Source organism: Massilia sp. BGA-UO-ETr-WB1 (assembly GCF_059567845.1).
The window spans coordinates 859914-883611 of record NZ_JCAQOT010000026.1 but is presented as its reverse complement, the minus strand read 5'-3'; the positions used below and the strand labels follow the sequence as shown (position 1 = coordinate 883611).

The 23698-nt window shown below is 66.2% G+C and carries 22 protein-coding genes and 1 riboswitch; of the genes, 15 read left to right on the top strand and 7 right to left on the bottom strand.

The window, feature by feature from the left end:
• Positions 1 to 41 precede the first annotated feature (41 nt).
• A riboswitch (TPP riboswitch) is annotated at positions 42 to 144 on the top strand.
• 94 nt (positions 145 to 238) lie between these two features.
• The 11 genes from thiC (at position 239) to AC56DV_RS26290 (ending at position 12290) form a co-directional block, all read left to right on the top strand.
• Positions 239 to 2119: a phosphomethylpyrimidine synthase ThiC gene (gene thiC, locus AC56DV_RS26340; protein ID WP_496317164.1), complete on the top strand. Its 1881-nt coding sequence runs from the start codon at positions 239 to 241 to the stop codon at positions 2117 to 2119.
• Between the two features lie 15 nt (positions 2120 to 2134).
• Entirely contained in the window at positions 2135 to 2344 is a 210-nt protein-coding gene (gene thiS, locus AC56DV_RS26335) for a sulfur carrier protein ThiS (RefSeq protein WP_496317163.1), read from the top strand.
• A 16-nt stretch (positions 2345 to 2360) separates the two neighbouring features.
• On the top strand, positions 2361 to 3158 hold the full coding sequence (locus AC56DV_RS26330) for a thiazole synthase (protein WP_496317162.1): 798 nt from the start codon (positions 2361 to 2363) through the stop codon (positions 3156 to 3158).
• Positions 3155 to 4006 (top strand): bifunctional hydroxymethylpyrimidine kinase/phosphomethylpyrimidine kinase, encoded by an 852-nt coding sequence (thiD, locus tag AC56DV_RS26325; protein WP_496317161.1) that lies wholly within the window; start codon positions 3155 to 3157, stop codon positions 4004 to 4006. The genes AC56DV_RS26330 and thiD overlap by 4 nt, the downstream gene beginning before the upstream one ends.
• Before the next feature lie 34 nt (positions 4007 to 4040).
• On the top strand, positions 4041 to 4700 hold the full coding sequence (gene thiE, locus AC56DV_RS26320; protein WP_496317160.1) for a thiamine phosphate synthase: 660 nt from the start codon (positions 4041 to 4043) through the stop codon (positions 4698 to 4700).
• Positions 4701 to 4745: 45 nt separating this feature from the next.
• Positions 4746 to 5375: an ANTAR domain-containing response regulator gene (locus AC56DV_RS26315; RefSeq protein ID WP_496317159.1), complete on the top strand. Its 630-nt coding sequence runs from the start codon at positions 4746 to 4748 to the stop codon at positions 5373 to 5375.
• A 187-nt stretch (positions 5376 to 5562) separates the two neighbouring features.
• The gene (locus AC56DV_RS26310) at positions 5563 to 5997 is read left to right on the top strand and encodes a response regulator (protein WP_496317158.1); all 435 of its coding nucleotides are present in this window, start codon (positions 5563 to 5565) and stop codon (positions 5995 to 5997) included.
• Positions 5994 to 6398, top strand: coding sequence for a response regulator (locus AC56DV_RS26305; RefSeq protein ID WP_496317157.1), 405 nt, complete (start codon positions 5994 to 5996; stop codon positions 6396 to 6398). Before AC56DV_RS26310 ends, AC56DV_RS26305 begins: the two co-directional genes overlap by 4 nt.
• A 61-nt stretch (positions 6399 to 6459) precedes the next feature.
• Positions 6460 to 7566: an S-(hydroxymethyl)glutathione dehydrogenase/class III alcohol dehydrogenase gene (locus AC56DV_RS26300; protein ID WP_056398494.1), complete on the top strand. Its 1107-nt coding sequence runs from the start codon at positions 6460 to 6462 to the stop codon at positions 7564 to 7566.
• A gap of 179 nt (positions 7567 to 7745) precedes the next feature.
• Complete coding sequence (locus AC56DV_RS26295; RefSeq protein WP_496317156.1) at positions 7746 to 9926, top strand: M56 family metallopeptidase; 2181 nt, start codon at positions 7746 to 7748, stop codon at positions 9924 to 9926.
• A 54-nt stretch (positions 9927 to 9980) separates the two neighbouring features.
• A complete protein-coding gene (locus tag AC56DV_RS26290; protein ID WP_496317155.1) occupies positions 9981 to 12290 on the top strand; it encodes a UvrD-helicase domain-containing protein in 2310 nt (769 codons plus the stop codon).
• On the opposite strand, the gene AC56DV_RS26285 is transcribed toward AC56DV_RS26290, so the two are convergent.
• The 4 genes from AC56DV_RS26285 to AC56DV_RS26270 are packed head-to-tail and all read right to left on the bottom strand — an operon-like array spanning position 12265 to position 15605.
• Positions 12265 to 13368, bottom strand: a complete 1104-nt coding sequence (locus tag AC56DV_RS26285; protein WP_496317154.1) for an acyltransferase family protein — start codon at positions 13366 to 13368, stop codon at positions 12265 to 12267. The two genes, AC56DV_RS26290 and AC56DV_RS26285, sit on opposite strands and share 26 nt — an antisense overlap.
• The gene (locus AC56DV_RS26280; protein WP_496317153.1) at positions 13365 to 14174 is read right to left on the bottom strand and encodes a BPSS1780 family membrane protein; all 810 of its coding nucleotides are present in this window, start codon (positions 14172 to 14174) and stop codon (positions 13365 to 13367) included. Before AC56DV_RS26280 ends, AC56DV_RS26285 begins: the two co-directional genes overlap by 4 nt.
• A gap of 9 nt (positions 14175 to 14183) precedes the next feature.
• Positions 14184 to 15140 (bottom strand): homoserine kinase, encoded by a 957-nt coding sequence (locus tag AC56DV_RS26275; protein WP_496317152.1) that lies wholly within the window; start codon positions 15138 to 15140, stop codon positions 14184 to 14186.
• 60 nt (positions 15141 to 15200) lie between these two features.
• Positions 15201 to 15605, bottom strand: coding sequence for a hypothetical protein (locus AC56DV_RS26270; protein ID WP_496317151.1), 405 nt, complete (start codon positions 15603 to 15605; stop codon positions 15201 to 15203).
• 139 nt (positions 15606 to 15744) lie between these two features.
• Here AC56DV_RS26270 and polA point away from each other — a divergent pair, with 139 nt between their 5' ends.
• The 4 genes from polA (at position 15745) to AC56DV_RS26250 (ending at position 20732) form a co-directional block, all read left to right on the top strand.
• Entirely contained in the window at positions 15745 to 18558 is a 2814-nt protein-coding gene (polA, locus tag AC56DV_RS26265; RefSeq protein ID WP_496317150.1) for a DNA polymerase I, read from the top strand.
• Between the two features lie 41 nt (positions 18559 to 18599).
• Positions 18600 to 19484: a dienelactone hydrolase family protein gene (locus AC56DV_RS26260; protein ID WP_496317149.1), complete on the top strand. Its 885-nt coding sequence runs from the start codon at positions 18600 to 18602 to the stop codon at positions 19482 to 19484.
• Between the two features lie 142 nt (positions 19485 to 19626).
• A complete protein-coding gene (locus AC56DV_RS26255; protein WP_496317289.1) occupies positions 19627 to 20379 on the top strand; it encodes a ZIP family metal transporter in 753 nt (250 codons plus the stop codon).
• 86 nt (positions 20380 to 20465) lie between these two features.
• Complete coding sequence (locus AC56DV_RS26250; RefSeq protein ID WP_496317148.1) at positions 20466 to 20732, top strand: hypothetical protein; 267 nt, start codon at positions 20466 to 20468, stop codon at positions 20730 to 20732.
• Positions 20733 to 20751: 19 nt separating this feature from the next.
• Here the strand turns inward: AC56DV_RS26250 and AC56DV_RS26245 are convergent, their stop codons facing one another.
• The 3 genes from AC56DV_RS26245 to AC56DV_RS26235 are packed head-to-tail and all read right to left on the bottom strand — an operon-like array spanning position 20752 to position 23681.
• The gene (locus AC56DV_RS26245; RefSeq protein ID WP_496317147.1) at positions 20752 to 21603 is read right to left on the bottom strand and encodes a sulfurtransferase; all 852 of its coding nucleotides are present in this window, start codon (positions 21601 to 21603) and stop codon (positions 20752 to 20754) included.
• A gap of 20 nt (positions 21604 to 21623) precedes the next feature.
• Positions 21624 to 22547: a DMT family transporter gene (locus AC56DV_RS26240; RefSeq protein ID WP_496317146.1), complete on the bottom strand. Its 924-nt coding sequence runs from the start codon at positions 22545 to 22547 to the stop codon at positions 21624 to 21626.
• 33 nt (positions 22548 to 22580) lie between these two features.
• On the bottom strand, positions 22581 to 23681 hold the full coding sequence (locus AC56DV_RS26235; RefSeq protein ID WP_496317145.1) for an aromatic ring-hydroxylating oxygenase subunit alpha: 1101 nt from the start codon (positions 23679 to 23681) through the stop codon (positions 22581 to 22583).
• Positions 23682 to 23698: the final 17 nt, after the last annotated feature.

Here is a 23698-nt window from a genome sequence, read left to right as displayed (position 1 = left end):
CGGCTATGGGAGATGTATAATTCAATTCGCTGCCGCAAGGCGGCACACGCTAGGGGTCCTGCGTCGCGAAAGCGGCGCGGGTGAGAAATACCCTCCGAACCTGATCTGGATAATGCCAGCGAAGGGAAGCTTTAGGCCTCCATCCGCCACGCCGCGCGCCCGCGCCTTGGGTTGCGCGACGCTGCACGGATTTGCCGAACCCTCCTTTGCTGGCTCCTGTAGCTAACAAAGGAGCCAAATGAACGCCAATCCGAAATTCCTGTCCGCCACCGCCGAAGTGGACAGCGCGGCCATCGCGCCGCTTCCTAATTCCCGCAAGATCTACGTCGAGGGCAGCCGCCCGGATATCCGCGTGCCCATGCGCGAGATCTCGCAGTCGGACACGTCCGCCTCGTTCGGCCACGAGAAAAATCCCCCCGTCTACGTCTACGACACCTCCGGCCCGTACACCGACCCCGACGTGCAGATCGATATCCGCTCCGGCCTGGCCACGCCGCGCCTGCCGTGGATACTGGACCGCGACGACACCGAGGAACTGGACGGCCCGACGTCGGACTACGGCAAGGAGCGCCTGGAAGACCCGGCGCTGGCCGAGCTGCGCTTCAATCTGACGCGCAAGCCGCGCCGCGCCAAAGCGGGTGGCAATGTCACCCAGATGCACTACGCGCGCCAGGGCATCATCACGCCCGAGATGGAGTTCGTCGCCATCCGCGAAAACCTGCGCCGCAAAGAGTATCTGGAAGAGCTGAAGGCGTCCGGCCCGATGGGCGAGCGCATGGCCGAACTGATGGGCCGCCAGCACCCGGGCCAGAACTACGGCGCCTCCATCCCGGCCGAGATCACGCCGGAATTCGTGCGCGAGGAAATCGCCCGCGGCCGCGCCATCATCCCCGCCAACATCAACCACCCGGAAGTGGAGCCGATGATCATTGGCCGCAATTTCCTGGTCAAGATCAACGCCAACATCGGCAACTCCGCCGTCACCTCGTCGATCGGCGAGGAAGTGGAGAAGATGACCTGGGCCATCCGCTGGGGCGGCGACAACGTGATGGATCTGTCGACCGGCAAGCATATCCACGAAACGCGCGAATGGATCATCCGCAACAGCCCGGTGCCCATCGGCACCGTGCCGATCTACCAGGCGCTCGAGAAGGTCAACGGCAAGGCCGAGGACCTGACCTGGGAGATTTTCCGCGACACGCTGATCGAACAGGCGGAGCAGGGCGTGGACTATTTCACCATCCATGCCGGCGTGCTGCTGCGCTACGTGCCGTTGACGGCCAAGCGCCTGACCGGCATCGTCTCGCGCGGCGGTTCCATCATGGCCAAGTGGTGCCTGGCGCACCACAAGGAATCCTTCCTGTACACGCACTTCGAAGAGATCTGCGAAATCATGAAGGCCTACGACGTGTCCTTCAGCCTGGGCGACGGCCTGCGTCCCGGCTCGATCTACGACGCCAACGACGAAGCGCAGCTGGGCGAACTGAAAACGCTGGGCGAGCTGACCCAGGTGGCGTGGAAGCACGGCGTGCAGGTGATGATCGAAGGCCCGGGCCACGTGCCGATGCAGCTCATCAAGGAAAACATGGACCTGCAGCTGGAGCAGTGCAGCGAAGCGCCGTTCTACACGCTGGGACCGCTGACCACCGATATCGCGCCGGGCTACGACCACATCACCTCCGGCATCGGCGCAGCCTTGATCGGCTGGTACGGCACCGCCATGCTGTGCTACGTCACGCCCAAGGAGCATCTGGGCCTGCCGAACAAGGACGACGTCAAGGACGGCATCATCACCTACAAGATCGCCGCGCACGCGGCCGACCTGGCCAAGGGCCATCCGGGCGCGCAGATCCGCGACAACGCGCTGTCCAAGGCGCGCTTCGAGTTCCGCTGGGAAGACCAGTTCAACATCGGCCTGGATCCGGACAAGGCGCGTTCCTTCCACGACGAGACGCTGCCGAAAGACAGCGCCAAGGTGGCGCATTTCTGTTCCATGTGCGGCCCGCATTTCTGCTCGATGAAGATCACGCAGGAAGTGCGCGACTACGCGGCCAAGGGCATGCAGGAGAAGGCGGTGGAGTTCGTGAAGAAGGGCGCGCAGCTCTACAGCAAGGCTTGAGCGGTGGAGGGACTCATGACTCATATCGCGATTGAGCTGAACGGCGAGCCGCGCAGCGTGCCGCCGCAGCAAAGCCTGCAGGCGCTGGTGGAGGAGCTGGGGCTGGCGCACCAGGCGCTGGCGCTGGCGGTGAACCGCACCGTGGTGCCGCGCCAGGCGTGGGGCGAACGCGCCTTGCAGGCGCAGGACAAAGTGGACATCGTGCGCGCCATCGGCGGCGGATAAAACAATGGAGACAGAAATGCGTGACCAGAATCAGAAAGAAGACCTGCTGACGATCGCAGGCAAAACCTACAACTCGCGCCTGCTGGTAGGCAGCGGCAAGTACAAGGACCTGCAGCAGACCCGCGAGGCGACCGACGCGGCGGAGGCCGAAATCATCACGGTGGCGATCCGCCGCGTGAACATCGGCCAGAACCCGGATACGCCCAGCCTGCTGGACGTGCTGCCGCAGTCGCAGTACACCATCCTGCCCAACACGGCCGGCTGCTACTCGGCAAAAGACGCGGTCTACACGCTGCAGATGGCGCGCGAGCTGCTGAACGGGCACAAGCTGGTGAAGCTGGAAGTGCTGGGCGACGAGAAGACCCTGTTCCCCAACATGCCCGAAACGCTGGTGGCCGCGAAGGAGCTGGTGCGGGACGGCTTCGACGTGATGGTCTATTGCAGCGATGACCCGATCCAGGCCCGCATGCTGGAGGATATCGGCTGCGTGGCGGTGATGCCGCTGGCGTCGCTGATCGGCTCCGGCATGGGCATCCTCAATCCCTGGAACCTGTCGCTCATCATCGAGCAGGCCAGGGTGCCGGTGCTGGTGGACGCGGGCGTGGGCACCGCCTCCGACGCGGCCATCGCCATGGAGCTGGGCTGCGACGGCGTCTTGATGAACACCGCCATCGCCGGCGCGCAGGATCCGGTGCGCATGGCGCGCGCCATGAAGCTGGGCGTGCAGGCGGGCCGGGAAGCGTTCCTGGCCGGCCGTATCGCGCGCAAGTTCGCCGCCTCGCCGTCGTCGCCGATGGCGGGCCGGATGGCATGACCGAGGGCATGACCGAGGGCATGACGGCGGGTTCGGCCAGGCAGCGCTGCGTGCTGGTGTTTTCCGGCGCCGATCCATCCGGCGGCGCCGGCATTGCAGCCGACATCCTGGCGATCCACGCGCAGGGCACGCACGCGCTGCCCGTCATCACCGCGCTGACGGTGCAGGATAACGACCGCGTGTATGAAGTGCTGCCGGTGGAGCCGGACGTGGTGCTGCGCCAGGCGCGCGCGCTGGTGGCCAAGTGCAGCATCGATGCGGTCAAGATCGGCATTCCCGGCAGCGCCGCCAACGCGCGCGCGATTGCGCAGGTGATCGCGGAGCTGCGCAGGGCGTGGCCGGACTTGCCCGTCGTGCTGGACCCGGTGCTGGCCAGCGGCCACGGCGACCTGCTCTCGCGCGGCGACGCGGTGCAGGCGCTGGCGGTGCTGCTGCCACTGGTTACGCTGGTCACGCCCAACGGCCCGGAGGCGGCGGCGCTGGCCGGCGCCTACGGCGCCGCAGCCGCCGGCGACGAGGCGGTGTCCGGCAGTGCCGCACAGGCGCTGCTGGGGCAGGGCTGCCGCCACGTGCTCATCACCGGCGGCCACGGCGAGGGCGACACCGTCATCAACCGCTGGTTCAGCGCCCCTTCCGAGCCGGCTCCCTCGTCGGGCCACGGCTGGAGCTGGGCGCGCCTGCCGGGCGAATTCCACGGCAGCGGCTGCACGCTGGCGGCCGCCATCGCCGGCTTGCTGGCGCACGGCTACCCCATGCAGCAGGCGCTGGCGCGGGCCCAGGGCTACACCCACCGCGCGCTGGCCGCCGCCTTCGCCATCGCGCCCGGACAGCGCATTCCGCAACGCTAGCCACACAAAACCTATACCGAAAGAGAGATACGCCATGCAAGCACCCACGCAAGGACTTTACCTGGTCACCCCCGACTGGGACGACACATCCCGCCTGCTCGACGTGAGCGAACAGGCGCTGGCGGAAGGCGTGGCCCTGCTGCAGTACCGCCACAAGCACGCTTGCGCCGAGCTGCGCATGGAGCAAAGCGCGGCGCTGCTGGCCCTGTGCCGCCGCTACCGCGTGCCCTTCGTCGTCAACGACCACGTCGACCTGTGCCTGCTGATCGGCGCGGACGGCGTGCACCTGGGCGGCACCGACGCCCGCATCGCCCGGACCCGCGCGCAGCTGGGGCCGGACGCCATCATCGGCGCCTCCTGCTACGGCGAGATGCAGCTGGCGCTGGACGCGCAGGACGCCGGCGCCAGCTACGTCGCTTTCGGCGGCTTCTATCCGTCGCGCGTGAAGCAGTACGCGGTCACCACCCAGCCTTCCATTCTGGACCAGGCGCGCGAACGCATCCGGCTGCCGCGCGTGGTCATCGGCGGCATGACGCCGCACAACGCCGCGCCGCTGGTGGCGCGCGGGGCGCAGCTGGTGGCCTGCGTCAGCGGCGTCTACATGGCGCAGGATCCGGCGCAGGCGGTGCGCGATTTCAACGCCTTGTTCATGGCCGAGTGCATGCACGAAGAAATTCGCTCCAGCGCGGCGTGATCGTTTTATAATCGGTCGCATTATCATCCGCTCAAGGTTGCGACCATGAATGCACCCACCCCGGCGAAGCGCCTGATACTCATCGTCGACGACGACCAGCTGCTGGCGGCCTTCCTCAGCGAAGTGCTGGGCCACGCCGGCTACGACACGGTGCAGGCGTATTCGGCAGACCAGGCGCTGGCCCAGGTGGCCGAGCGCGAGCCGGACATGGCCCTGCTCGACATCCACATGCCCGGCATGTCCGGCCTGGAACTGGCCAAGCAGCTCAACCGCAACACCTCGGTGCCGTTCATGTTCCTGTCCGGCCGGGGCGACAGCGACGCGGCCAAGCAGGCCGCCGCCTACGGCGCGGTGGGCTTCGTGGTGAAGCCGGTGGACGAGCAGCACCTGATGCCGGCTTTCGAAGCCGGCCTGGCGCGCGCCGACGAGATCCGCCAGCTGCGGCGCACCGAGCTGAACCTGAACGCCGCGCTGGCCGCCGGACGCGAAACCAGCCTGGCCGTGGGCCTGCTGATGTGCAAATTCCAGACCGACCGCAACACCGCCTTCGAGGTGCTGCGCGACCATGCGCGTTCCAGCCGCCGCAAGATCAACGAAATCGCCGACCAGCTGTTGACTGCGGAGGAAACGTTGAACGGATTGCATGCTGCGTTTAACACACGGCTGAAAAAATAAGATCTGCTTCTTTGCAGAAATACGCTAAACTATCTTTATAGCCACGGGGTCCTGAACCGCCCCCGCGGGCTTTCCCCTTCAGCGCGCCCTTTCCCTGCCGCTGTATCTGAATTTCGGCCCAGCTCCGCCGACCTTGCACCTTGAATCAAGCGAACCACAGCCGCCATGGCTGCGGGCGGAGACGACCATGAAAGACGATTTGAACGCCCTGGGCGCTGTCCTGGAAGAACTGGCGGCCGTGTACCAGGAAGTGCCGCGCGTGCTGCACGTCGATGGCGACGGCGATTCGGCGCTGGTACTGGCCACGCTGCTGGTGCCGGAAACCGAAGTGCACCACGCGGCCACGCTGGCCGACGCGGTGCGCGCCGTGGAGCAGGCCCGCTTTGCGCTGGTGGTGCTGGACCCGGACCTGCCGGACGGCGACGGCATCGAACTGCTGCAGCGCCTGCGGCAGCAGCCCGACAGCCCCCCGGTGCTGCTGTATTCGGCGCGCCATCCGGGCCTGCGCAGCCAGGCGCACGCCTTCCTGCCCAAACCATGGACCTCGCCGCGCCAGCTGTGGCGCACCGTGTCCCACATGCTGGGCATCGAGCCGGTGGCGATACAAGAGGAGGTCACATGAGTGGCGATCTGAGCAGCATCCTCTACGTGGAGGACGACCCGCACGTGCGCGGCGTGGCCAAGATGGCGCTCGAGGTGATCGGCCATTTCCAGGTGCGCGACTGCAGTTCCGGCCGCACCGCGCTGCTGGTGGCGGCCGATTTCCAGCCCGATCTGATCCTGCTCGACGTGCAGGCGCCGGACTGCGACGGCGTGGTCGCCCTGGCGCAGCTGCGGCGCATGCCGCACCTGCGCCATACGCCGGCCATGTTTGTCACTGGCCCGGTGTCGGCCGCCGACATGGCGCGCTACGTGGCGGCCGGCGCGGTGGGCATCATCGCCAAGCCGCTGGAGCCGCTGCGCCTGGCCGGCCAGCTGCGCCGCCTGTGGGATGAGCGGCAGGGGAACTTGTTGGCAGTGTAAGTTTGTAATCCTTGCTATGATGTCGGAGTCCCGTTTAATCTGACATATACAGGAAACAAGCATGAAAACCAAAGCAGCCGTTGCATGGAAATCCGGCGCTCCGCTGACCATCGAGGAAGTGGAACTGGGCGGCCCGCGCGAGGGCGAAGTACTGGTGGAGATCAAGGCCACCGGCATTTGCCACACCGATTACTACACCCTGTCCGGCGCCGACCCGGAGGGCATCTTCCCGGCCATTCTCGGCCATGAAGGCGCCGGCGTGGTGGTGGACGTCGGCCCCGGCGTGAAAACGCTGAAGAAGGACGACCACGTCATTCCGCTGTACACGCCGGAATGCCGCCAGTGCAAATTCTGCCTGTCGCAAAAAACCAACTTGTGCCAGTCGATCCGCTCCACCCAGGGCCGCGGCCTGATGCCGGACGCCACCAGCCGCTTCTCGATCGACGGCAAGCCCATTTTCCACTACATGGGCACGTCCACCTTCTCCAACTACATCGTGGTGCCGGAAATCGCGCTGGCCAAGATCCGCTCGGACGCGCCGTTCGACAAGGTGTGCTACATCGGCTGCGGCGTCACCACCGGCGTGGGCGCCGTGCTGTTCACCGCCAAGGTGGAGGCCGGCGCCAACGTGGTGGTGTTCGGCCTGGGCGGCATCGGCCTGAACGTGATCCAGGCGGCCAAGATGGTGGGCGCGGACAAGATCATCGGCGTGGACATCAACCCGGCGCGCGAAGAGATGGCGCGCAAGTTCGGCATGACGCACTTCGTCAATCCCACCAAGGTGGAGAACGTGGTCGACGCCATCGTCCAGCTGACCGACGGCGGCGCCGACTACAGCTTCGAGTGCATCGGCAACACCACCACCATGCGCCAGGCGCTGGAGTGCTGCCACAAGGGCTGGGGCCAGTCCATCATCATCGGCGTGGCGGCGGCCGGGCAGGAAATCTCCACCCGCCCGTTCCAGCTGGTGACCGGCCGGGTGTGGAAGGGCTCCGCTTTCGGCGGCGCGCGCGGCCGCACCGACGTGCCGAAGATCGTCGACTGGTACATGGAAGGCAAGCTCAACATCGATGACCTGATCACCCACAAGCTCAAGCTGGAAGACATCAACCAGGGCTTCGACCTGATGAAGTCCGGCGAGTCGATCCGCTCCGTGGTCGAGTTCTAAACCTCCTGCATTTCCGCCGCCTGCTCCGCGCAGGCGGCATTCTGTCGCAAATCCCTCGCTCCCGGCGGCGCCTGCCGCTACATTGATGCTGGCCCATTCGCGGCCTAAAGTAGAAAAAAAGTTCTAGACAGTGTGTTCTAGATCATTTAATCTACATTGCATATTTCAAGGAGTTCGCCATGGCCGAGTTGCTGTCCCTGCTGATGCCAGCCATAGGCTGGTCGCTGCTTCACTTCGTATGGCAGGGGCTGTTGATCGGCTGGGCGGCGTCGCTGGTCCTGCAACTGCTGCGCAACGCCCGTCCGCAGGCGCGCTACGCGGTGGCGTGCGGCGCCTTGCTGCTGTGCGCCGCGCTGCCGCTGGCCGGTGTCGTCTGGCGCGTGCTGGACGCGGCCAGCGCCGCGCCCGCCGCAGACCCGGCCGTGCTGCTGATGGCGGAGGCGGGCGCGCTCGGCGGCGGCGCCGTGTCCGCCTCGGCGCTGATGGACGACGGCTGGCTCATTTCCTGGCAATACATGCTGCAGCGCCAGCTGCCCTGGCTGGTGCTGCTGTGGGCCTGCGGCGCCGCCTTCATGACCTTGCGCCTGTCGCTCGGCCTGATGTGGGTGCGCGAGCGGACGCTGGAGGCGCAGCCGGTGCCCAACGCCCACTGGCAGCAGCGCCTGGACCGCCTGGCGCTGCGCTTCGGGCTGCAGCGGCCGGTGCGGCTGGCGGTGGCTGATCACCTCGATTCGCCCATGACGGCCGGCTGCTGGAAACCGGTGGTGCTGCTGCCCGCCTCGCTGCTGACCGGCATGCCGGCCGACTTGCTGGAAGCGCTGCTGGCGCACGAACTGGCCCACATCAAGCGCCACGACTACCTGGTCAACCTGGTGCAGAGCGCGATCGAGATTTTGTTGTTTTACCACCCGAGCGTGTGGATGCTGTCCCGGCACATCCGCGACGAGCGGGAGCAGATTGCAGATGATTTGGCCGCAAGCATGCTCGGCGAACCGCGGCGCCTGGCCCTTGCATTGTCCGAACTGGACCGCTTCCAGTTCGCCACCCCCCAGCCTGCGCTGGGGGCTCAAGGAGGAAACCTCATGTCCCGTATCAAACGCCTGGTCCGACCAGACAGCCAGCCGCTGAGCTGGAAGATCGCCGCGCCCCTGTTCGGCTTGTGCACGGCCTGCGCCGTGCTGTACGCCCACGCCGCGCCGCAGCCGCCCGCCGTGCCCAGCGTGCCCAGCGTCGCAGCGCCGGCCGTCCCGCCCGTCCCCGAGATGGATGCGCCGGCGCCGCCGCCGGTCGCCGCCGCGCCTGCCATGGACGCGCCCGCGCCGCCGCCCGCCCTGGCCATGCTGGACATGCCCGCCGCCGTGCCGCCCGTGGCGCCGGTAGCGCCAGCGCCCGCCGCCGCCCCGGCGCCGGCCCCAGCCCCGGCCGCTCATGCAGCCCCAGCTGCCCATGCCGCCCCGGCAGCGCCTGCGGCACCTGCGGCACCTGCGGCAATGGCCGCGCTGGCAGCCCCCGCCGCTCCCGCCGCCCCGCCGGCGCCGGAATGGCGCGAAGAACGCCCATCCCGCCCGCTGCGCGTGCAGCACGGCCAACTGAACTTCGGCCGCATGACCATGAACAGCGACGCCAGGGACGCCTATGCCATCAAGCGCGGCGACGGCTACACCTCGATCTACGTCGGCCGGGAAGACCTGGCCGAGGTGAAGCGCCTGGACGGCGCCGTGCAGGGCGACTTCATCTGGTACCGGGACGGCAACCAGGCCTGGCTGATCAAGGACCCGGCACTGCTGGCCAAGGCCAACGCCGCCTGGGCCCCGGCGGACGCGCTGAACCTGCAGATGAAGGAACAGAACAAGGCCATGGAGCAGCACAGCAAGGCCATGGAAGCGTTAAGCGAAAAGATGCGTGCCATGTCCGAGCAGGCCGAGCGCCAGGAGCGCGGCGTGCAGCACGACAAGATCCGGCAGGTGGCGCGCGAGCAGGAAGCCGTGGCGCGCAGGATGGAAGCGGTGGCGCGCAAGATGGAGCGCAACCGCGAAGCCGGCGCCGACCGCGAAGCGCTGCAGCGCGAAATGGACGCCTTGAAAACCCAGATGGAACCGTTCAAGCAGCAGATGAAAGAACTGACCGCCGAGTTTGCGAAAGCGCACGCCGAAATGGCCGCCAAGAAAGCGCCGATGCAGGCGCTCAGCGCGGAAATGCGCGAAGCGAGCAAGCCCATGAAGGAACTGGGCCAAAAGCTGGGCGAGCTGGGCCGCGAGCAGGGCCGCCTGAGCCGGGAAGCCGACCGGACCGTGCGCGCGCTGATCCAGGAAGCCGTGCGCCAGGGCCAGGCCGAGGCCATCCCCGCGCCCAAGGGCTGATCGGATATCCAGTGTTTTGCAGCGGGGCGGCCACCGCCCCGGTATAATCACGGGATGCAAAATCTCCTCCACAACCTCAATCCCGAACAACTCGCGGCCGTCACGCTGCCGGCCCAGAGCGCGCTGATCCTGGCCGGCGCCGGTTCGGGCAAGACCCGCGTCCTGACCACCCGCATCGCCTGGCTGATCCAGACCGGGCAGGTATCGCCGGCCGGCATCCTCGCGGTGACGTTCACCAACAAGGCCGCGAAGGAGATGCTGACGCGTCTGTCGGCAATGTTGCCGATTAATACACGCGGCATGTGGATCGGCACTTTCCACGGCCTGTGCAACCGCCTGCTGCGCACCCATTACCGCGACGCGGCGCTGCCCCAAACTTTCCAGATCCTCGATTCGCAGGACCAGCTGTCGGCCATCAAGCGCCTGCTGAAAGCCTTCAATATCGACGACGAGAAGTTCCCCGCCAAGTCGGTGATGTACTTCATCAACGGCGCCAAGGACGCGGGCCTGCGCGCGGACAAGGTGGAGGCCTACGACGCCAACGAGCGCAAGATGGTCGAGCTGTACCAGCTCTACGACGACCAGTGCCAGCGCGAAGGCGTGGTGGATTTTGCCGAACTGCTGCTGCGCAGCTACGAGCTGCTGAGCCGCAACCAGCCGCTGCGCGAGCACTACCAGGCGCGTTTCAAGCACATCCTGGTGGACGAGTTCCAGGACACCAACGACTTGCAGTACAAGTGGCTCAAGCTGCTGTCCGGCCAGGGCCAAAGCCAGGGCAGCAGCGCGCTGTTCGCGGTGGGCGACGACGACCAGAGCATCTACGCCTTCCGCGGCGCCAACGTGGGCAATATGCGCGCCTTCGAGCAGGAGTTCAACGTCAAGAACCTGATCAAGCTGGAGCAGAACTACCGCTCGCACGGCCACATCCTGGATGCGGCCAATATGCTGATCGCCAACAACAGCAAGCGCCTGGGCAAGAACCTGCGCACCGACGCCGGGCACGGCGAGCCGGTGCGCGTGTACGAAGCCAGCTCGGACCTGCAGGAAGCGCAGTGGATCATCGAGGAGACCAAGAGCCTGATCGCCGAGGGCGCCTCGCGCAGCGAGATCGCGGTGCTGTACCGCTCCAACGCGCAGTCGCGCGTGATCGAGCACGCGCTGTTCTCGGCCGGCATTCCGTACCACGTGTACGGCGGCCTGCGCTACTTCCAGCGCGCCGAGGTCAAGCACGCCATCGCCTATCTGCAGCTGATGGACAATCCGCACAACGACTCGGCCTTCCTGCGCGTGGTGAACTTCCCCACGCGCGGCATCGGCGTGCGCACCATCGAGAACCTGCAGGGCGCGGCGCAGCAGTACGGCATTTCGCTGTACGCGGCCGTGCCTTACATGACCGGCAAGGCCGGCACCTCGCTGGCCGGCTTCGTCAAGATGATCGAAGGCATGCGCTTTGAAACGCAGCAGATGGCGCTGCCCGAACTGGTGCGCGTGGTGCTGGAGGGCAGTACCCTGCTGACCCACTACGCCGCCGAGAAGGAAGGCGCGGACCGCATCGAGAACTTGGAGCAGATGGTGAGCGCGGCCACGCAGTTCGTGTCCGAAGAAGGCTACGGCCAGGGCGCGCCCGCGCACCTGGGCCCGCGCGCCGACGCGCAGGCCGGCGCGCCGATCGTGAACCAGGACGGCATCGAAATCCTGGACGCGGACGCGCCTCTGGCCACCGTCATGTCGCCGCTGTCGGCCTTCCTGTCGCACGCCTCGCTGGAAGCGGGCGACAACCAGGCGCAAGCCGGCCAGGACGCGCTGCAGATGATGACGGTGCACTCGGCCAAGGGCCTGGAATTCGACAACGTCTTCATCACCGGCCTGGAGGAGGGCCTGTTCCCGCACGAGAGCAGCTCGAAAGAGGACGGCGGCGTGGAAGAGGAGCGGCGCCTGATGTACGTCGCCATCACGCGCGCCCGCAAGCGCCTGTACATGTGCTTCTCGCAGACCCGCATGCTGCACGGCCAGACCCGCTACAACATGAAGTCGCGCTTCTTCGACGAGCTGCCGGAGGAGTCCCTGAAGTGGCTGTCGCCGAAGGTGCAGTCGCACTGGTTCGCCAACAAGAAATCCGCGTGGGACGACGCGCCGCTGAACCTGGGCAGCGACAACGCGCTGGCCCAGCGCATGGCGCAGAAGTCCGGCGGCGGCAGCGGCTGGCGCATCGGCGAATCGGTCGCGCACGGCAAGTTCGGCGAGGGCGTGATCGTCAACATCGAAGGCAGCGGCGCCAACTGCCGCGCGCAAATCAACTTCGGCAGCTTCGGCATGAAGGTGCTGGACCTGAGCGTGGCTAAGCTGGAGCGGCTGGGACGGTAGGACGGGCGGCGAGCCAGCGCTGCGCCAGCTGCATGGCGGGGGATTCGACGCAGTGCCAGCTGAGCATGGCCAGCGGGACGGCCAGCAGCAGCGTCAGCGCCAGCAGCGGCAGGGCGGTCAGCTGCGGCAGCGCTGCTTTCAGCATCAGGATCACCGGCCAGTGGCACAGGTAGAGGCCGTAGGAGTAGTCGTGGCGGCGCAGGTGCCGCCAGCCGCGCAGCCGCACGCTGCCGGCCCACAGCGCAATGGCGCCGCCGGCCAGGGCGATGCCGAACCAGGTGAAGCCGTTGCCGGTCAGGTCGGCCGAACGCGTGAAATTCAGGGCCTGCAGGGCGCAGGCGCAGGCTGCCTGCAGCGGGCCGATGCGCAATTGCGCCGCCAGCGTGCAGCACAGCATGCCGGCCAGGAACATCGACCACAAGCGCGTTTCCCAGATGTAGTTGCCGGCCACGCCGGGGAACAGGTTGGCCGCCAGAAGCAGGACGGCCGACGCGCCCATCAGCCATTGCCGCAACGGCAGGGCGGCGGCCAGGCCCAGCAGGGCCACCATGACGTACATGCGGCCTTCCCAATACAGTGTCCACAGCGAGCCGTTCAGCGGTTGCCCTCCCAGCACGCCGGCGAGCCGCCATTCCGTGTCCGGTATCGCGTAGCGCAGCCCGTGCAGGGAGATATTGTCCAGTATGTATTGCCAGGTGGGCCGGCTGAACAGGCCGGCCGCGTCGGGGCCGGAGAAGAACAGCACGGCCGCTACGGTGCTCAGCAGCACCGTAGCGGCCAGGCCCGGCAGGATGCGGGCGGCGCGGCGCACGGCGAAGCGCAGCAGGTGCGGGTCGTGCATCCAGCTGCGGGTGATGAAAAAACCGCTGATGACGAAGAAGACGGCCACCATCAGCAGGCCCAGGTTGGTTACCGGGTGCAATAAGCGGGAGATGGGGTCGAAGCCCGGCGAAACCGGGGCGAGCAGGTAGGCATGGTGGTAGACCACGCCCAGCGCGGCAGCCAGCCGCACCAGGTTGAATCCATTGTCGCGGGAGGCTGCCGCCTCGGCCAGGGTGCGCTGCGGCGCCAAGGTCAAGGCGCGTCGTGCGGTTCGTCGCGCGGCGCGTCTTGCTGTTTGCCCGGTGGCGCCGGCGCCACCGGGCTGCCGAAGATCTGGCGGTAGCTGGCGTAGAAGGCGCAGTGGAACAGCACCGAGAACAGCACCAGCACGATCTGCATCACCATCACCAGCAGGGTGGGGCTGCGGCCGAAGATCAGGCCGACGATTTGGGTCAGCAGCAGCATCAGGCCGAACTGGCTCACGGCGAACACCACGAAGGTCTTGAACGCGCGCAGCACGCCGAAGAAGCTGAAGAAGATGGCCTTGCCCACGCCCATGTTCTGGAAGTAGATCAGCGGCGCGGCGAAGCAGAAGGCCATGGCGGCCGGCAGGCCGATCGCCAGGATCAGCAGCAGCGCGCTGCCCAGGCTGGCGTCCCGCGCTTCGGCCGAGTCGTGCGCGATTTTACCGGTGAGCAGCTTGACCAGCATGCCGTCGCTGGCCAGCGAGGCCAGGCCGATGGCCAGCGCGGCGGCCGACACGTACAGCAAACCCACCGCCAGCAGCTTGGGGAAGGCCGGCTTGCGGAAGCCCGACAGCAGCAGCGCCGGCACCACCCGCTTGCCTTGCTCGACGTCCGCGCAGGCCTGCATGAAGGCCACCGAGAACGCCGGGATCAGCACGATGGCGGCCAGCTGCCCGATGAAGGGCACGATGCTGAGCACCAGGTTCAGCATGGCGTACAGCATGGCCAGCGAGGTCAGGCCGCCAGGCTGCTGCTTGAACAATTCAAAGCCCTGTTTGATCCAGAGCCAGCCGGTGCTTGCGGGGAGTTTGCCCATGTGGTTTTTTCAGTACAGTGCGGGTGCCGCAACGGCGATGCGCTCGCGCAGGATGCGTTCAAAGTGGGTGGGATCATGCGGCGTGAGCATTTCTGCTTCACGCGGCAGGTGCAGGTCGTACAGGCGCGAGAGCCAGAAGCGCAGCGCGCCCGCGCGCAGCATCGGCTGCCACGCGGTCTGTTCGGCCGCCGTGAACGGGCGCACGGCGTGGTAGGCGTCCAGCATGGCGCGCACGCGGGCCGTGTCCAGCACGCCCGTGTCGAGGTCGATGCACCAGTCGTTCACCGTCACCGCCACGTCGAACAGCCAGCTGTCGCAGCCGGCGAAGTAGAAGTCGAAGAAGCCGGTGAGCTTGTCGCCGTCGAACATCACGTTGTTGCGGAACAGGTCGGCGTGCACCGGGCCTTGCTGCAGCAGCTTGTAGGTGTCGCAGCCGTAGAACGCTTCCTGGAAATGCATCTCGGCGCGCAGCAGGTGCGCTTCGGCCTCGCTCAGGAAGGGCAGCACTTGCGGCGTGGCCCAGTTCCACCAGTCCAGGCCGCGCAGATTGGGCTGCCGGGCCGGGTAGTCCAGCGCGGCCACGTGCATTTTCGCCAGCATGGCGCCCACTTCGGCGCAATGCACCGGCTGCGGGTCCATCTGCGACTTGCCCGCCAGCTTGGTGACGATGGAGGCCGGCTTGCCGTGCAGCGGCACCACCAGCTCGCCGCTGGCGTTGGCGATCGGCGCGGGCACGGCCACGCCCCGGTCGGCCAGGTGGCGCATCAGGTTCAGATAAAAGGGGAGCTGCTCGAAAGACAGGTTCTCGAATATCGTGAGGACGTATTCGCCGCTCTCGGTAGTGAGGAAGAAGTTACTGTTTTCGATGCCGGAGGCGATGCCTTTGATCGCCACCGGTTTGCCGAGGGGAAATTGCGTGATCCACTGGCTGACGTCATCCAGGCTGACCGGGGTAAAAACTGCCATGAGAAGCGAATTAGTTGAAATTAAGCTGCGGGAGCAAGAAGTCGATGACCCTGCGCAGGCTCAGCGCGCGCTCGGCGCCGGCGGAGGCGGGGCCGGCGTGTCGTCGGCCGCCTCGTCTTCCTTCTGCTTGGTCTTCTTCTTGCCGATGTCGAATTCCATCACGGTCCACTGCGGTCCACGGTTGGCCGAGCCGGCGGCGTCGCCGGGCAGGGCCGTGGTGCTGGTGGTGTTTTGCGCCTTGACGGTGTAGGTGCTGGGGCCGCTCTTGACCTTGGCCTCGGTGACCCGGCCGCCTTCGCGTTTCTCCGTGATCTTGCGTTCGTTGGCCGGCTTGGTGGTAACCGTGATCGGCGTATCAACTTCTTCGATTTTGTCGAGTTTCGGGGGCGTGGCGGCAGGCGTTTGAGCCTGGGCGACGCTGCACAGGGCGAAAATGAGAACTGGCCAGATTGTGGATGCACGCATGATGGATACCGCCCTGTTAAGTGAATTGCTAGATTCTGTATGTGCCCATTGTAACAAACCGACACGGTTCCCGTTTTAAAATAGTCTGCGATAATGGCCGACCATATTGTTATAACGCCGGAACGCTTAATTTTCTCATATGCAAAAGACCCTGCTGCTGGTTGACGGTTCCAGCTACCTGTACCGAGCCTTCCACGCGCTGCCCGACCTGCGCAGCCCCGACGGCTATCCGACCGGCGCCATGCACGGCATGGTCAACATGCTGCGCCGCCTGCGCGCCGATTTCCCTGCCGCCTACATTGCCTGCGTGTTCGACGCCAAGGGCAAGACCTTCCGCGATGATATGTACCCCGAGTACAAGGCCACCCGCGCTTCCATGCCGGACGACCTGCGCCTGCAGATCGAGCCCATCCACGAGGCGGTGCGCGCCATGGGCTGGCCGATCCTGATGGTGGAGGGCGTGGAGGCGGACGACGTGATCGGCACGCTGTGCGTGGACGCGGTCAAGGTGGGCCTGGACGTGGTGGTGTCGACCGGCGACAAGGACCTGGCGCAACTGGTCAATCCGCATGTCATGCTGATCAACACCATGACCAACGAGAAGATGGACGAGCCGGGCGTGCTGGCCAAGTTCGGCGTGCCGCCGAACCGCATCATCGACTACCTGACCCTGATCGGCGACACCGTCGACAACGTGCCCGGCGTGGCCAAGTGCGGCCCGAAAACCGCGCTCAAGTGGCTCACCGCCTACGACAGCCTGGACGGCGTGATGGCCAACGCGGACAAGATCACCGGCGCGGTCGGCGAGAACCTGCGCACCGCGCTGCCATGGCTGCCGAAGGGCCGCGAACTGATCACTGTGAAGACCGACTGCGACCTGAGCGCGCACATGATGTCGATTTCCGAATCGCTGGTGGCCAAGGGCGAGGACAAGGAATCGCTGCTGGCCTTCTTCGGCAAATACGGCTTCAAGACCCTGCTGCGCGAACTGGGCGGCATGACGCCGGCCGCGCCCATCGGCGCCGGCGGCGCCGGCGCCCCGGCCGCAGCGTCGGGTGCGGGCGCCGCGCCTTCGGGCGCGATCGCCGGCGGCGGGTTTGCCGGTTCCACCAATGGCGACCTGTTCGCCGCCGCCAGCGCACCGGCCAATGTCAACTATGAAACCGTACTGACCGAGGCGGACCTGGACAAGTGGATCGCCCGCATCGGCGCCGCCGAACTGACGGCGGTGGACACGGAAACCACCTCGCTGGAGCCGATGACGGCCGAAATGGTCGGCATCTCGCTGGCCACCGAGCCGGGCCAGGCCTGCTACATCCCGGTGGCGCACCGCTACCAGGGCGTGCCGGAGCAGCTGAGCCGCGAGCTGGTGCTGGAAAAGCTCAAGCCATGGCTGGAGGACGCGTCCAAGCCCAAGGTCGGCCAGAACCTGAAGTACGATGCCCACATCTTCGCCAACCACGGCGTGACGCTGCGCGGCATCGTGCACGACACGCTGCTGCAGTCCTACGTGTTCGAGTCGCACCGCACGCATGACATGGACAGCCTGGCGCTGCGCCACCTGAACCACACCACCATTCCCTTCGTGGACGTGTGCGGCAAGGGCGCCAAGCAGATCACCTTCGACCAGGTGGAAATCGGCCGCGCCACCGAGTACGCGGCGGAGGACGCCGACATCACGCTGCGGCTGCACCTGGCCATGCACGGCAATGTCACGGCCGACGAGAAGCTGACCCACATCTACAGCAAGATCGAACTGCCGACCGCCATCGTGCTGCAGAAGATCGAGCGCAACGGCGTGATGATCGACGCGGCGCTGCTCAAGACGCAATCGGAGGAGCTGGGCGCGCGCATCGTCGAGCTGGAGGCGAAGGCGCACGAGCTGGCCGAGCAGCCCTTCAACCTGGGCTCGCCCAAGCAGATCGGCGAGATCTTCTTTGAGAAGCTGAAGCTGCCGGTGGTGAAAAAGACCCCGAGCGGCGCGCCGTCCACCGACGAGGAAGTGCTGCAAAAGCTGGCCGAGGACTATCCGCTGCCGAAAGTGCTGCTGGAATACCGCGGCATGGCCAAGCTGAAGTCCACCTACACCGACAAGCTGCCGCTGATGATCAACAAGGCCACCGGCCGCGTGCACACCAACTACGCGCAGGCGGTGGCGGTGACGGGCCGCCTGGCGTCCAACGATCCCAACCTGCAGAACATCCCGATCCGCACGGCCGAAGGGCGCCGCATCCGCGAAGCCTTCGTGGCGCCGCCGGGCAGCCATATCGTGTCGGCCGACTATTCGCAGATCGAGCTGCGCATCATGGCGCACATCTCGGAAGACGAGAACATGCTGCGCGCCTTCGCCGAAGGCGAGGACATCCACCGCGCCACCGCCGCCGAGATCTTCGGCGTGGCCCCGGCGGACGTGAGCAGCGAGCAGCGCCGCTACGCCAAGGTGATCAACTTCGGCCTGATCTACGGCATGAGCGCCTTCGGCCTGGCCTCCAACCTGGGCATCGACCGCGCCGCCGCGCAGAACTACATCGACCGCTACTTCGCGCGCTTCTCCGGCGTGAAGGCGTATATGGACGACACGCGCCTGCAGGCCAAGGCCAAGGGCTACGTGGAGACCGTGTTCGGGCGCCGCCTGTGGCTGCCCGAGATCAATTCGCCGAACGGCCCGCGCCGCCAGGGCGCCGAGCGCGCCGCGATCAACGCGCCGATGCAGGGCACGGCGGCCGACCTGATCAAGCTGGCCATGATCGCGGTGCAGGACTGGCTGGAAAAGGATCAGCTGAAAACCCGCATGATCATGCAGGTGCACGACGAGCTGGTGCTGGAAGTGCCGGACGACGAGCTGGCGCTGGTGCGTGAAAAGCTGCCGCAGCTGATGGCCGGCGTGGCGCAGTTGAAGGTGCCGCTGCTGGCGGAAGTCGGCGTGGGCAAAAACTGGGAGGAGGCGCACTGAGCGCGCTTCCATACTGACGCAGTACTCACAGGAGGGGACCGATGAAAGATTTGTTGAACGACGCAGCAAGCCTGAACGAAAAACACCTGAACGACGGCGTGCCCCGCCGCGGCTTCCTGAAAGTGGCGCTGGGCACCGGCTTCGCGGCGGCCGCGCTGCCGGTGGTGGCGCAGAACGTCGTCAAGACCGACACCGACGGCCTGACCGCCGGCACCGTCACGGTCACCGTGAACGGCACCGCCGTGCCGGTGTACCGCGCGCAGCCGGCCGGCAAGACCGGCCTGCCGGTGATCCTGGTGATCTCCGAGATCTTCGGCGTGCACGAGTACATCGCCGACGTGGCGCGCCGCTTCGCCAAGCAGGGCTACCTGGCGCTGGCGCCGGACCTGTTCGTGCGCCAGGGCGACGCCACCAAGGCGCCGTCGCAGGCCGAGCTGATGAAGAACATCGTCGGCAAGACGCCGGACGCCGAAGTGCACGCCGACCTGGACGCCGTGGTGGCCTGGGCCAAGGCCAACGGCGGCAATGTGGACAAGCTGGGCATCACCGGCTTCTGCTGGGGCGGCCGCCAGACCTGGCTGTACACCGCGCACAATCCGAACGTGAAGGCCGGCGTGGCCTGGTACGGCCGCGTGGTGGGCGAGAAAACCGCCATCAGCCCGCTGCACCCGATCGACGTGGCCGACAAGATCAAGGCGCCGGTGCTGGGCCTGTACGGCGCCAAGGACACCGGCATCCCGGTCGAGTCGCTGGACAAGCTGAAGGCCGCGCTGGCGGCGGCAGGCAACACCAAGTCCACCATCGTGGTCTACCCCAACTCGGGGCACGCCTTCCACGCCGACTACCGTCCCAGCTACAACGAAGCCGACGCCAGGGACGGATTTGCGCGCGCGCTGGCCTGGTTCAAGGCCAATGGCGTTGCATAACTGAGCAGAAAATCGGGCCGGGCGGTAAAATGCCCGGTTTGCGCCGGAATTCAGGCGCGGAACGCAGCAGGCGCCGGGCCCCGGCTGCGTTCCCTGGTAGTGCTCAAGAGGCAATAAAATCGATTCCACACTCATTTCCATCCTGCTGGCCACCACTATCGGCGGCGTGATCAGCCTGACAGCGGCGGCCATTTTCTCGTTTACCTTGCTGTCCAAGGTGGTCGAGCGCATGGTCAGCCTGTCGGTCGGCATCATGCTGTCCACCTCGCTGCTGCATGCGCTGCCGGAGGCGTTTGAATCGAACGCGGACCCGCGCACGCTGTTCGCCACCCTGCTGGGCGGGCTGCTGGCCTTCTTCATGCTGGAAAAGCTGGCCATCCTGCGCCACTCGCACCACCACGAGCACGACGGCCACCACCATCACCACGGGCACGACAAGCGCGAGGCGGGCAAGGCGGGCTGGATGATCCTGGTGGGCGACGGCATGCACAACTTCACCGACGGCATCCTGATCGCGGCGGCCTTCCTGGCCGACCCGGGCCTGGGCCTGGTGACCGGCCTGGCCATCATCGCGCACGAGATTCCGCAGGAGATCGGCGACTTCATCGTGCTGCTGAACGCCGGCTTCTCGCGCACCCGGGCCTATGTCTACAATCTGCTGTGCAGCATGATGGCGATCGCCGGCGGCCTGCTGGGCTACTACACGCTGGACCGGGCCAGCAGCCTGATACCCTACGTGCTGGTGTTCGCCTCGTCCGGCTTCATCTACATCGCCGTGAGCGACCTGATGCCGCAGATGCAGCGCCGCGCCACGCTGCGCGAGACCATCCCGCAAGTGCTGCTGATCGCCGCCGGCGTTGGCATCGTGCTGTTCCTTACCGCGCACCGCCACTAAGCGCGCGCCAGGCCGCGCTTGCGGCCGCGCAAATCGCGCGCTCCGGCCTGTGCTAAGGTGGTGTTTTGGCCGCCAAGGAGGCCATCATGGCTACCGAACAAGACCTGCAAGCCCTGTCCCCATCCGACCGCGCCCGCCTGGAGCGCCTGGCGGAGCTCGCCGGGCGCACGCCGCTGGACATGCTTTACTACGTGCAACGAGATGGATTTGAGGAGTGCGAGGAGTGCTTACAGGCTTCACTACTTGCAGAGCAGGAGTTCGCGGAAGGGCGAACTATCCCTAATGAGGAGGTAATGGAGGAAGCTCGACGTATAGTTGACTTTTATGCCAAGCAATCCTCGAACGCCAAATAAGGCGTGCCAGCGGGCTTGATCAGGCGCCAGTGGCGACCGGGCGGGCCGGGTTGGCGCACCATTCGCTCCAGGAGCCCGGGTACAACGAGGCGCCGTGCAGGCCGGCTATTTCCATCGCCAGCAGGTTGTGGCAGGCGGTGACGCCCGAGCCGCATTGCATGATGGCCGTCGGCGGGTTGCTGAACAGCGGCGCGAATTCCTGCTTCAGCTGCGGCCCCGGCTTGAAGCGGCCGTCCGGCAGCAGGTTGTCCTTGAAGAAGCGGTTCTTGGCGCCCGGAATGTGTCCGCCCACCGGGTCGATGGTCTCGTTCTCGCCGCGGAAACGGTCCGCCGCGCGCGCGTCCACCACGGTGCGGCGCTGCGTGCCCAGGTTTTCCACCACGTCGGCCAGGGTCACCGTATGCGCCAGGCTCGGACGCTCGCCGATCTGGCCGCGCGCGCGCTGCGCCACCGGCGTCACCAGCGGCAGGCCTTGCGACTGCCAGGCGGCCAGGCCGCCGTCCAGCACCGCCACCGCCGGGTGGCCGATCCAGCGCAGCAGCCACCACAGGCGCGCCGCGAACATGCCGCCGTGCGCGTCGTAGGCCACCACTTGCGTGCTGTCGTTGATGCCCCAGCTGCGCAGCGTCTCGATCAGCGCGCCGCGTTCGGGCAGCGGATGGCGGCCCGTGAACTGGGCGCCGGCGGCGGCTTTGGGGCCGGACAGGTCGTCGTCGATGCTGGCGAACTGCGCGTTCTGGATATGGCCGATGGCGAAGCCGTCGCGGCCCGCGTCCGGGTTCATCAGGTCATGGCGGCAGTCCAGGATGACCCAGGCCGGGTCGGTCAGGTGCTGCGCGAGGTCGGCGGCGGTGATCAGGGTGGTATGCATGGCGCTCCTCTGGTTCGTTCTTACACTTCGCTGGCGATCGGATCGGTGGTGGCAATGGCCTTGCCGCGCTCCGTACTGCGGGTATTGTAAAACGTTGCGGCGATGCCGGAGGCCAGAATGATGGCAATGCCCAGCCAGCTGTGCCAATCGAAGGAATCGCTGAACACCATCACGCCCCAGAAACTGGAGAATACGATGCCGGTGTACTGCAGATTGGCCACCACCAGCGTCTTGCCGACCCGGTAGGCGCGCGTCATGGCCATCTGCGCGGCGGTGGCGCTCAGGCCGATGCCCAGCATCAGGAAGAATTTATACCAGCTGTCGACCGGGTGCCAGATCACCGGGCCGCTGCCCGCTTCCAGGATGTGCCCGCCCACCCCGGCCAGCAGGTTGCCGACCGAGAAATAGAACACCACGCGGTACTCCGGCTCGCCGGCCAGGCCCAGTTTGCGCACCTGCATATAGGCCATGGCCGACAGCACGCTCGACACGATGGCCACGATGGCCGGGGCCAGCTGGTTGGAATGGAAGGCCGGCTGCAGCAGCAGGGTGACGCCGACAAAGCTCATCACCACGGCCAGGATCAGCGGCCATTCGACGTGGTTCTGGGCGTGCCACCAGCCGTGCATGAACAGCCACAGCGCGATCCAGATCGGCGCCAGGTAGTTCAGCGTCATGGCGGTGGCCAGGGGCAGGTTGGCGATGGCGTAGAACCACAGCCACAGGGAGACCACGCCGATAAAGCCGCGCCACAGGTGGGCCAAGGGCATGCTGGTCTTGAAGCTGCCGCCCTGGATGCGGATCATGCAGAACAGCACCGTCACGCCGATGACGCCCCGGCACAGCACGATTTCGGAGGTGGAGTAGATTTCCGAGGCCAGTTTCACGCAAACGCCCATGGCGGCGAACATGAAACTGGCAAACAACATCCAAAGCGATTGCATCACATTCCTGTTTCTGCCGCCTTGGCGGCTGGGTTACAAAGCTACTTTACTGCGGTACCATTCGTGGAAGTGCTGCATGCCGTCTTCCATGGGCGACTGGTACGGGCCGGCGTCGTTCTCGCCGCGCTGCATCAGGATCTTGCGGCCGGCGTCCATGCGCAGGGCGATCTCGTCGTCCTCGACGCAGGTTTCCATGTAGGCCGCGCGTTCGGCGTCCACGAAGTCGCGCTCGAACAGCACGATTTCCTCGGGATAGTAGAACTCCACCACGTTGCGCGTTTTCTGCGGGCCGTCCGGCCACAGCGTGGACACCACCAGCACGTGCGGATACCACTCCACCATGATGTTGGGGTACAGCGTGAGCCAGATGGCGCCGAATTCGGGCGGTTCGCCGCCGCGGAACTTGAGCACCTGCTCGTGCCACTTCTCGTACACCGGCGAGCCGGACTTGCGCAGGCTGCGGTTCACGCCCACGGTCTGCACGCTGTAGTCGGCGCCGAACTCCCAGCGCAGGTCTTCGCAGTTGACGAAGCCGCCCAGGCCGGGATGGAAGGGCTCGACGTGGTAGTCCTCCAGGTAGACCTCGATGAAGGTCTTCCAGTTGTAGTCGCACTGGTGCACTTCCACGTGGTCGAACATATAGCCGCTGAAGTCCAGGTCCTTGGAGACCGACATTTCCTTCAGCTTTTCCATGACGTTATAGCCGTTCTGCTCGAACAGCAGGCCGTTCCAGCTTTGCAGCCTGGTCTTGGGCAGGTTCAGGCAGGGCGTCTCGGGGAAGTGCGGCGCGCCGATCAGCTCCCCTTTCAGGTCGTAGGTCCAGCGGTGCAGCGGGCAGACGATGGTGCTGCTGTTGCCACGCCCATTGAACATCAGCGCCTGGCGGTGGCGGCAGACGTTGGACAGCACTTCCAGGCCGTTGGCGTTGCGCACCAGCATACGCCCTTCGTTTTCGGAAACGAGGGTCGCAAAGTCGCCGGCGTTCGGCACCATCAGTTCATGGCCGACGTAGCGCGGCCCTGCTTTAAACAGTTGCTGCATTTCACGCTGCAGTAGCGTTTCGTCAAAATAGACGTTAACCGGAAGTTGCGCGTTGGAGCGCGCTAGCTTGGCGTGGGTAGCCAGATCGGACATCCCAACCCCCCTTAATT

What these genes read in the sequence shown, in the direction of transcription:
- thiD (WP_496317161.1), top strand. Translation starts at nt 3,155, where the DNA reads ATGACCGAGGGCATGACCGAGGGCATGACGGCGGGTTCGGCCAGGCAG.
- polA (WP_496317150.1), top strand. Translation starts at nt 15,745, where the DNA reads ATGCAAAAGACCCTGCTGCTGGTTGACGGTTCCAGCTACCTGTACCGA.
- AC56DV_RS26250 (WP_496317148.1), top strand. Translation starts at nt 20,466, where the DNA reads ATGGCTACCGAACAAGACCTGCAAGCCCTGTCCCCATCCGACCGCGCC.
- AC56DV_RS26330 (WP_496317162.1), top strand. Translation starts at nt 2,361, where the DNA reads ATGCGTGACCAGAATCAGAAAGAAGACCTGCTGACGATCGCAGGCAAA.
- AC56DV_RS26295 (WP_496317156.1), top strand. Translation starts at nt 7,746, where the DNA reads ATGGCCGAGTTGCTGTCCCTGCTGATGCCAGCCATAGGCTGGTCGCTG.
- thiE (WP_496317160.1), top strand. Translation starts at nt 4,041, where the DNA reads ATGCAAGCACCCACGCAAGGACTTTACCTGGTCACCCCCGACTGGGAC.
- AC56DV_RS26245 (WP_496317147.1), bottom strand. Translation starts at nt 21,603, where the DNA reads ATGCATACCACCCTGATCACCGCCGCCGACCTCGCGCAGCACCTGACC.
- AC56DV_RS26315 (WP_496317159.1), top strand. Translation starts at nt 4,746, where the DNA reads ATGAATGCACCCACCCCGGCGAAGCGCCTGATACTCATCGTCGACGAC.
- thiS (WP_496317163.1), top strand. Translation starts at nt 2,135, where the DNA reads ATGACTCATATCGCGATTGAGCTGAACGGCGAGCCGCGCAGCGTGCCG.
- AC56DV_RS26275 (WP_496317152.1), bottom strand. Translation starts at nt 15,140, where the DNA reads ATGGCAGTTTTTACCCCGGTCAGCCTGGATGACGTCAGCCAGTGGATC.
- AC56DV_RS26240 (WP_496317146.1), bottom strand. Translation starts at nt 22,547, where the DNA reads ATGCAATCGCTTTGGATGTTGTTTGCCAGTTTCATGTTCGCCGCCATG.
- AC56DV_RS26270 (WP_496317151.1), bottom strand. Translation starts at nt 15,605, where the DNA reads ATGCGTGCATCCACAATCTGGCCAGTTCTCATTTTCGCCCTGTGCAGC.
- AC56DV_RS26300 (WP_056398494.1), top strand. Translation starts at nt 6,460, where the DNA reads ATGAAAACCAAAGCAGCCGTTGCATGGAAATCCGGCGCTCCGCTGACC.
- AC56DV_RS26290 (WP_496317155.1), top strand. Translation starts at nt 9,981, where the DNA reads ATGCAAAATCTCCTCCACAACCTCAATCCCGAACAACTCGCGGCCGTC.
- AC56DV_RS26235 (WP_496317145.1), bottom strand. Translation starts at nt 23,681, where the DNA reads ATGTCCGATCTGGCTACCCACGCCAAGCTAGCGCGCTCCAACGCGCAA.
- AC56DV_RS26310 (WP_496317158.1), top strand. Translation starts at nt 5,563, where the DNA reads ATGAAAGACGATTTGAACGCCCTGGGCGCTGTCCTGGAAGAACTGGCG.
- AC56DV_RS26260 (WP_496317149.1), top strand. Translation starts at nt 18,600, where the DNA reads ATGAAAGATTTGTTGAACGACGCAGCAAGCCTGAACGAAAAACACCTG.
- AC56DV_RS26305 (WP_496317157.1), top strand. Translation starts at nt 5,994, where the DNA reads ATGAGTGGCGATCTGAGCAGCATCCTCTACGTGGAGGACGACCCGCAC.
- AC56DV_RS26280 (WP_496317153.1), bottom strand. Translation starts at nt 14,174, where the DNA reads ATGGGCAAACTCCCCGCAAGCACCGGCTGGCTCTGGATCAAACAGGGC.
- thiC (WP_496317164.1), top strand. Translation starts at nt 239, where the DNA reads ATGAACGCCAATCCGAAATTCCTGTCCGCCACCGCCGAAGTGGACAGC.